7 protein-coding genes and 1 pseudogene are annotated in these 7,721 nt (G+C 64.6%); 3 read left to right on the plus strand and 5 right to left on the minus strand.

Annotated elements, in window-relative coordinates; all coding sequences use genetic code 11:
* Positions 1-38 precede the first annotated feature (38 nt).
* The 5 genes from NKI31_RS27260 to NKI31_RS27280 form a co-directional block, all read right to left on the minus strand.
* On the minus strand, positions 39-1,100 hold the full coding sequence (locus tag NKI31_RS27260) for an ABC transporter substrate-binding protein (protein ID WP_352653034.1): 1,062 nt from the start codon (positions 1,098-1,100) through the stop codon (positions 39-41).
* Between the two features lie 33 nt (positions 1,101-1,133).
* Entirely contained in the window at positions 1,134-2,108 is a 975-nt protein-coding gene (locus tag NKI31_RS27265; protein ID WP_352497899.1) for a PfkB family carbohydrate kinase, read from the minus strand.
* Positions 2,105-3,139 (minus strand): ADP-ribosylglycohydrolase family protein, encoded by a 1,035-nt coding sequence (locus NKI31_RS27270; protein WP_023733151.1) that lies wholly within the window; start codon positions 3,137-3,139, stop codon positions 2,105-2,107. The genes NKI31_RS27265 and NKI31_RS27270 overlap by 4 nt, the downstream gene beginning before the upstream one ends.
* Before the next feature lie 3 nt (positions 3,140-3,142).
* The gene (locus NKI31_RS27275) at positions 3,143-3,868 is read right to left on the minus strand and encodes a GntR family transcriptional regulator (protein WP_352653035.1); all 726 of its coding nucleotides are present in this window, start codon (positions 3,866-3,868) and stop codon (positions 3,143-3,145) included.
* A gap of 206 nt (positions 3,869-4,074) precedes the next feature.
* Entirely contained in the window at positions 4,075-4,845 is a 771-nt protein-coding gene (locus NKI31_RS27280; RefSeq protein WP_023733152.1) for an IclR family transcriptional regulator domain-containing protein, read from the minus strand.
* A gap of 116 nt (positions 4,846-4,961) precedes the next feature.
* On the opposite strand from NKI31_RS27280, the gene NKI31_RS27285 reads away from it, so the two are divergent.
* From NKI31_RS27285 to NKI31_RS27295, 3 genes and pseudogenes are all read left to right on the plus strand, one after another.
* Positions 4,962-5,819, plus strand: coding sequence for a CoA transferase subunit A (locus NKI31_RS27285; protein WP_352653036.1), 858 nt, complete (start codon positions 4,962-4,964; stop codon positions 5,817-5,819).
* Positions 5,816-6,604: a CoA-transferase subunit beta gene (locus tag NKI31_RS27290; protein ID WP_023685267.1), complete on the plus strand. Its 789-nt coding sequence runs from the start codon at positions 5,816-5,818 to the stop codon at positions 6,602-6,604. Before NKI31_RS27285 ends, NKI31_RS27290 begins: the two co-directional genes overlap by 4 nt.
* A 1-nt stretch (position 6,605) precedes the next feature.
* A pseudogene (locus NKI31_RS27295) lies at positions 6,606-7,605 on the plus strand (thiolase family protein); the annotation flags it as partial.
* Between the last annotated feature and the right edge of the window lie 116 nt (positions 7,606-7,721).

Genomic DNA, 7,721 nt, shown 5'->3' on the forward strand with positions numbered 1-7,721 from the left:
CAGCCGGCGCCAACCGCCGGCTGGTCCGGACGTGAGCGTTACTTCACGTCGACTTTGAGCTGCTGCCACAGCGCCAGATAGGCCTCGCGTTGCGCGTCGGTGATCGGCGCCTGGAACTGGATGCGCTTGGCCACCTCGGGATCGCCCATCACCTTGCGGTTGAAGGAGTCTTCAGGCAGCGCTTCCACCGCCTTGGTGTTGGCCGACACCGGAGCGCCGACCTTGGTGACCCATTCGACATAGAATTTCGGATCGATCATCCAGTTGATGAAGGCCTGCGCACCTTCGACATTCTTCGAGCCCACCGGGATCGAGAACGCGTCGAGCCAGGCGACGGCGCCTTCCTGCGGAACGACCAGCGAGACCGGCAGCTTGAAGTGGGTCTTGGCGCGATCGGCCGAGCCGCTCCAATAGGTGCCGATGTCGATCTGGTTGGAGGCGACCATCTGGTTCCAGTCGTTCTCCGAACTCCAGAACGTCTTGACCTGCGGCATCAGCGAGGTCAGCTTCGCCTTGACCGCTTCCATATCCTTGATGTCGTTGATATTCTGACCGGTGGCGATGGCGCCGAACTGCACCGCTTCGACAGCGTCGTCGCGAATGACGACCCGGCCCTTATGCCCTGGGTCCCACATTTCGGCGATCGAGGTCGGTGGCTTGTCGAAGGACTTTTCGTTGATTGCCAGCGCCGTCAGGCCCCACACCCACGGCACGCCATAGACCTTGCCGTCATGGTCGAGCATCGGCGATTGCGCCTTGTCCTTGCTGATGTCGGCATAGTTCGGCAGCTTCGAGACATCGATCGGCTGGATCAGCTTTTCCGCCATCGCCTGATCGTTGAAGGCGGCGTTGATCATGACCACGTCATAGAGGCCCGGATTGGTGCGGATCTTGGTCAGCATTTCCTGTTCGGAATTGAAGAAGTCGTTGACGACCTTGTTGCCGGTCGCCTTTTCGAAGGCTTCGATCGCCCACGGCTCGTCGGCGCCGTAGCCCTTCCAGTTGAGCACATGCACTTCGGCGGCACTGGCGGCCAGCGTGAGCGCGGAGGTGATGACGGCGGTCGCCGTCAGCAGGGCAGTCAGTCTTGGCATGCGCATGTTCGTTCCTCTCTTGTTTGCCCGCTTGGCGGGTCAGGCTGTCTGATGGGCCTTCTGGTTCTGGCCCGGCTCGCCCGTGGCGGCCTGGCTCAGGAAAGTCTGGATCTCGCTGTCGGTCGGCGCCGATGAGCCGCCATGGCGGGTGACGGAAAGTGCTGCCGCCGCATTGGCATAGCGCGCCGCCTCGAAGGGATGCACGCCGCGCGAGAGTGCACTGACGAAACCGCCGATATGGGTGTCGCCGGCGCCATTGGTGTCGATGGCATCGACCTTGAAGCCGGCAATGGTCTGCGTCTCGCCATTGACCAACCTCACGAAACAGCCCTTGGCGCCGGCGCGGATAACGACGCCTTCGGCCTTTGGGCAGTGGTCGGCGAGCAGCCGGGCGGCGAGTGCCTCGACATCGCCTTGCCCAGCGATCTCGACCGCTTCCGTCATGTTGCAGCTCAGCCATGTCGTACGGGCAAGCACCCGCGACAGGATGGGACGTGGGATATCCGCGATGACCGGCGTTGGATCGAAAACGAAGGGAATGTTTTCTGGCAGCGCCTCGATCCAGTCGGTCAGCGCGTCGCGGCTGCCGGAATAGCTCAGCGTATAGCCCGACGTGAACACCCAATCATCAGGCGCGACCGCCACGGGCCTCATCATCTCGAGGCTGAGAATGCTCTCCGCACCGGGCCACGACACGAAGGTGCGCTCGGCATCCCCGGAGATCATGGCGACGCAATTGCCGCTGTCCATGACCGGCGATGGCGACGTCAGCGTTATGATGCCTTCGGCCGCAAACGCGGCGCGCAAAAAATCGCCATTCGGTCCGCTGCCGAGCTGGCCGCCGAACACCACCGTCATGCCGGTGCGGCTGGCCGCGACCATCATGTTGAAGCCGCCGCCGGCGACCTGCGCAAAGCTCGACGCGGTCTTCTCGCAGCCCGGCGCCGGCAAGGCGTCGATGCGGTAGACATAGTCGACGACGGCGCTGCCGATATGGACCAGACGCCCACTCATGCCGCGGCATCCTTGCTGGCCTTTGCCGTGCGCGCCGCGACGAGGTCTTCGGCAAGCGAGCGCACCTCCCCCATATCTATGCCGACGAGCCCGGCAATGTGTTGTTGCGGCAGTTGCGAAAAGCCGACGCAGGCGCCGGCCATGCCTGAGGCAATCGCGCCGATCGTGTCGGTGTCGCCGCCGAGATTGGCGCTGATGATTGCCGCTTGCCAGGGATCGCCCTGCGCGACTTCAAGCACGGCGAAAGCTGCCGGCACGGACTCCTGGCTGGCCACACCGGTGCCGACGAGATCGGTGATGAGCCCGATCGCATCCCGCATGGTCTTGCCGCGCACGAGCTCCTGCGCCCAGGCGATACGCGCGGCGATATCGCCACCAGTCACCCAATGTCCGAGCCTGGCGCCTCGCCGCGCGGCTGCTACCGCGCTGTCGGAAGCGGCACGCCAGTCGCCGCCGGCGATGCCACGGCTGACGGCGGCGGCGACGGCGGCAGCCGAGGCAATGGCGATCGAGGTGTTGTGCGTCGCACGGCAGGTCTCCGCCACCTTGGCGATAAAAGCATCGAACGGTTCCAGCGGCATCATGATGCCGACCGGCGCGATGCGCATGGCCGCGCCATTGGTGTCGCCCCGGATTCCCGCCTCTTCCGCCGGCACGCCGTCATTGATGGCGTCGATGGCGCGCTTGGTCGATGGTCCCAGCAGGTCATAGCTGCCGCGCGCCTTGACCTCGCGCTCCCAGTCGAGCAGTGCGTTCACCCAGCGCGCATGATCGAAGCGGTCGCCGGACTGAACCAGGATGCGGCCGAGCAGCAACGCCTGTTCGGTATCGTCGGTGATGGTGCCGGCAACGAGCCCCTTCGACACCGGATGATCGGCAAGCGGCGCCACGAAATCCTCGACATGGCCGTATAGCTCGGCGATCCGCGCCGGCGACAGAAGCTGCGTCGGCATGCCGAGCGCATCACCGAGCGCCCCACCGACAAGCGCGCCCATGGCGCGATCGAGCGTGTCGTCGGTTCTGTCCGGCATCGCTCAAAACCTCATATGCAGCGCGAAATGCGCCGGGTTGAGCAGGCTGGTTACATATTCGATCGGCCGGTCGTCGGCCGCACGCGTCAGCCGGCGTCCGCGCAGGAACGGCGTGCCTTGCGGGCAGCCGAGAATGGCGGCGTCTTCGGCATTGAGCATCTCGATGCCGACCCATTCCTCGCCATGGTCTGGGATGAGGCCGGCGCCGCGCAGCGTCTGGTGCAGCGAGCCTTCGCGCAGGCCGCGCAGCGGCACGTCCTCCAGTTCGAGCGACAGCGGCAGGCGGCTGCGTTCGATGGAGATCGCATGGCCGTCGCTGGCATTGGTGCGCACCCGGTCGACGGCGATGAAGAACGGGCTTTCGATGCCAAGCAGCGCGGCAAGATCGGCATCCTCGATCACTTCAAGCCGCAGCGTCCGCGTCTCGGCATTGGCGCCGGCATTGGCCAGCGCCCGCGACCAGCCGATGGCGTCGTCGACCGGCTTGCCGTCGAAGGTGACGAAGGAGCCGATGCCGACTTTGGTGGTGATCAGCCCCCGGCTGGACAGCTCCTCGAGGCCCTTGCGGACCGTGTTGCGGCTGACGGAAAAGCGCTGGACGAGTTCGTTCTCGCTTTGCAGGCGGTCGCCGAAGCCAAGCACGCCGGAGCGGATCTCATGTTCGAGAACGGTGGCGATCTGCTCGGGCTTGCCCGTGCCGGGAGACAGTTGAACCGCGCGCCGCTTCATATGGGTACCTGTTCAATAAACCTGTATAGTCCTGTTCGATATTGGAGTTGAAGGGCGACGTCAACGATATATTTGGATTCACGCATATGCGTTGTGCTCAGGTGCCCCGGGCATCGTTTGTTCGCATGGCGACGCTAACCGCGCAGGGCGTCCCGTCTCCGAGACAGAGCGGGGGCAGCGCTTCCCTCAGGCGATTAGCCTTGCGCTCACACGAAGAAAAATTCCTCAATCCGTTGCTTGGCCGTCCGCAGCGCTGGCAGGATATCCCGCTCCATCGCATCGACGGAGAACCGCGCCGACTGCGTCGAGACGTTGATCGCCGCCACGGTCTTGCCGGCGCGGTCATAGATCGGCACCGCTATCGAGCGCAGGCCAAGTTCCAGCTCTTCATCGACGACGGCAAAGCCATCCGCCCTCGCCGCGTCGATGGCCTTGGCCAGCGCGGCGCGGCTGGTGATCGTCTTCGGCGTGCGCCGTTCGATCCTCGCCTCTGCAAGCAAGGCCTTCAGCTCATCCGCGCCCAGCCCCGCAAGCAGGACGCGCCCCATCGAGGTGCAATGCGCCGGCAGCCTGGTGCCGACATCGAGCGAAACGCTGAGGATGCGGCGGCCAGGAATGCGCGCGACATAGACGACTTCCTCGCCCGACAGCACCGCCGCGTTACAGGCCTCGTCGAATTGGCCCGCGACGTCGCGCATGATGGATGCCGCGAATGTCCACAGCGAGGCGCCGCCGAGCCAAGAGCGCACGATGGCGAGCAGGCGCGGCGAGAGCGAAAACTGCCGGCCGGATTGCGTGGCATAGCCGGTGGCGGTCAGCGTCAGCAGGAAGCGACGCGCGCCGGCGCGGGTCAGCCCCGCCTCCTCCGCCATTTCGGTCAGCGTCATCCCGGCCGGATGCCGGGCCAGTATCTCCATGACTGCAAGGCCGCGCTCCAGCGAGCCGACATGGTCGCGCGTCTTTGCCTTGTCCTCCATGCGGCCTCCGCAAGACAATGCGCCGCCTTGACTCGTCTCGGCGGCGCGATGTAAAAATATCTCATACAAAACAAATGTTCGCAATACGAACTTTTTGAACTTCGGAGTTCTTGGCGATGGTCAATTTCCTGCCGCTCAAACAGGCCGTGGCTGAGAACCTGCATGATGGCGATACGGTCGCCTTCGAAGGCTTCACGCATCTGATCCCGACGGCGGCGGCGCATGAGGCCATCCGCCAGGGCTTTCGCGACCTGACGCTCATCCGCATGACCCCCGACCTGATCTACGACCAGATGATCGGCATGGGCATGGCCAAGAAGATCATCTTCTCCTATGTCGGCAATCCCGGCGTCGGCCTGCTGCGCCGCGCCCGCGACGCCATCGAGAACGGCTTCCCCCGGTCGATCGAGATCGAGGAGCACAGCCATGCCGGCATGGCCAACGCCTACGAGGCGGGAGCTGCCGGCCTGCCTTGCGCGGTGTTCCGCGGCTATCGCGGCGCCGGGCTGGCGGCAGTCAATCCCAACATCCGCTCGGTCACCTGCCCGTTCACCGGCGAGGTGCTTGCCGCCGTTCCTTCCATCCGACCGGACGTGACCTTCATCCACGCTCAGAAGGCCGACAAAAAAGGCAATGTTCTGGTCGAAGGCATTATCGGCATCCAGAAGGAAGCGGTGCTCGCGGCCAAGCGCGCCGTGGTGACGGTAGAGGAAGTCGTCGACAATTTCGACGACCTGCATCCCAATCTCACCGTGCTGCCGCGCTGGACCATCGCTGCGATCTCGGTGGTATCAGGCGGTTCGCATCCCTCGTACACGCACGGCTATTATGCGCGCGACAATGCCGCCTATCTCGAATGGGACGACATCGCCGCTGACCGTGAAAAATTCAAGGCCTGGATGCAGGCCAATGTCCTCGAACGCACGGCGGACGATTTCGCCGGCCGCGTAAAGCATCTGAGGAGCGCGGCATGAGCGGCTTTACTCCCAATGAGATGATGACGATTGCCGCCAGCCGAGCCCTGAAAAACGACGATGTCTGCTTCGTCGGCATTGGCGCGCCGTCGGCCGCCTGCAACGTCGCGCGACTGACGCATGCGCCCGACATCACGCTGATCTATGAAAGCGGCACCATCGGCACCGCGCCCGATGTTTTGCCGCTGTCGATCGGTGACGGCGAACTTTGCGACACCGCCGTCACGACCGTCTCGGTGCCGGAGATGTTTCGCTACTGGCTGCAGGGCGGTCGCATTTCGATCGGTTTCCTCGGTGCCGCCCAGCTCGACAAGTTCGGCAACATCAACACCACCATCATCGGCGACTATGCGCATCCCAAGACCCGCCTGCCCGGCGGCGGCGGCGCGCCGGAGATCGCCACCTCGTCGAAGGAGATCTACATCACCATGGCGCAGTCCAAGCGCGGCATGGTCGAGAAGATCGACTTCTTCACCTCCTTCGGCCATGGCAATGGCGGCGACCATCGCCAGCGCCTCGGCATCGAGACCGCTGGACCGACGCTGCTGATCACCGACCTCGCCATCTGGAAGCCCGACCCGATGAGCAAGGAATTCACCGTGGTGTCGCTGCATCCCGGCGTGACGCGGCAGCAGGTGCAGGACAGCTGCGGCTGGATCGTAAAGTTCGCCGAGGCGCTTGACGAAACGCCGGCGCCGACGGAACTCGAGCTGACGACATTGCGTGACCTGCAGGCCCGCACCAAGGCGGCGCATGAGGGAAGCGGAAAAGAAAAGGCCGCATGACATGACCGAGGCATTCATCTGCGATTACATCCGCACCCCGATCGGCCGTTTCGGCGGCTCGCTGTCGTCGGTGCGGGCCGACGATCTTGGCGCCATCCCGCTGAAGGCGCTGGTCGAGCGCAATGCCGGCATCGACTGGCAGGCTGTCGACGACGTCGTCTATGGCTGCGCCAATCAGGCCGGCGAGGACAACCGCAATGTAGCCCGCATGTCGCTGCTCCTGGCCGGACTGCCGAAGGAAATTTCAGGCTCGACCGTCAATCGCCTCTGCGGGTCCGGCATGGACGCGCTCACCATTGCCGCCCGCGCCATCAAGGCGGGCGAAGCCGAGTTGATGATCGCCGGCGGCGTCGAATCGATGAGCCGCGCGCCCTTCGTCATGCCCAAGGCCGAGACCGCCTTTTCACGCCATGCCGAGATCCATGACACCACCATCGGCTGGCGTTTCATCAACCCGCTGATGAAGAAACAATATGGCGTCGATTCCATGCCGGAGACCGGCGAGAACGTCGCCGAGGATTTTTCAGTGTCGCGCGCCGACCAGGACGCCTTTGCCGTGCGCAGCCAGGACAAGGCCGTCGCGGCACAGGCCAATGGCCGGCTGGCGAAGGAGATTACCCCGGTGACGGTCCCGCAGAAAAAGGGCGATGCGACTATCGTATCGAAGGATGAGCATCCCCGCGCCGGCACCACGGTCGAGTCGCTGGCCAAATTGCCGACGCCGTTCCGGCAAGACGGCACGGTCACCGCCGGCAACGCATCGGGCGTCAACGATGGCGCGGCGGCGCTGATCATCGCCTCCGAAGCGGCTGTGAAAAAACACGGCCTGACGCCGATCGCCCGCATCCTCGGCGGCGCTGCCGCCGGCGTGGCGCCGCGCATCATGGGCATCGGCCCTGCTCCGGCGACACAAAAGCTCTGCGCTCGCCTCGGCCTGACACCGCACCAATTCGATGTCATCGAACTCAACGAAGCCTTCGCCTCCCAAGGCATCGCCGTGGGCCCCCCACAAGGCAACGCAGCCGAAGGGGAGGCCCTGCACCCCAAATGCGGCGCCAGCCCGCGTGGTGATTAAATGGGGATGTTGGGGGCCCGCCATTAACGCCACGCAGGCGGG

The sequence above is a fragment of the Mesorhizobium sp. M0659 genome (assembly GCF_040320605.1).
Lineage (GTDB): Bacteria > Pseudomonadota > Alphaproteobacteria > Rhizobiales > Rhizobiaceae > Mesorhizobium.

What these genes read in the sequence shown, in the direction of transcription:
- NKI31_RS27260 (WP_352653034.1), bottom strand. Translation starts at nt 1,100, where the DNA reads ATGCGCATGCCAAGACTGACTGCCCTGCTGACGGCGACCGCCGTCATC.
- NKI31_RS27265 (WP_352497899.1), bottom strand. Translation starts at nt 2,108, where the DNA reads ATGAGTGGGCGTCTGGTCCATATCGGCAGCGCCGTCGTCGACTATGTC.
- NKI31_RS27270 (WP_023733151.1), bottom strand. Translation starts at nt 3,139, where the DNA reads ATGCCGGACAGAACCGACGACACGCTCGATCGCGCCATGGGCGCGCTT.
- NKI31_RS27275 (WP_352653035.1), bottom strand. Translation starts at nt 3,868, where the DNA reads ATGAAGCGGCGCGCGGTTCAACTGTCTCCCGGCACGGGCAAGCCCGAG.
- NKI31_RS27280 (WP_023733152.1), bottom strand. Translation starts at nt 4,845, where the DNA reads ATGGAGGACAAGGCAAAGACGCGCGACCATGTCGGCTCGCTGGAGCGC.
- NKI31_RS27285 (WP_352653036.1), top strand. Translation starts at nt 4,962, where the DNA reads ATGGTCAATTTCCTGCCGCTCAAACAGGCCGTGGCTGAGAACCTGCAT.
- NKI31_RS27290 (WP_023685267.1), top strand. Translation starts at nt 5,816, where the DNA reads ATGAGCGGCTTTACTCCCAATGAGATGATGACGATTGCCGCCAGCCGA.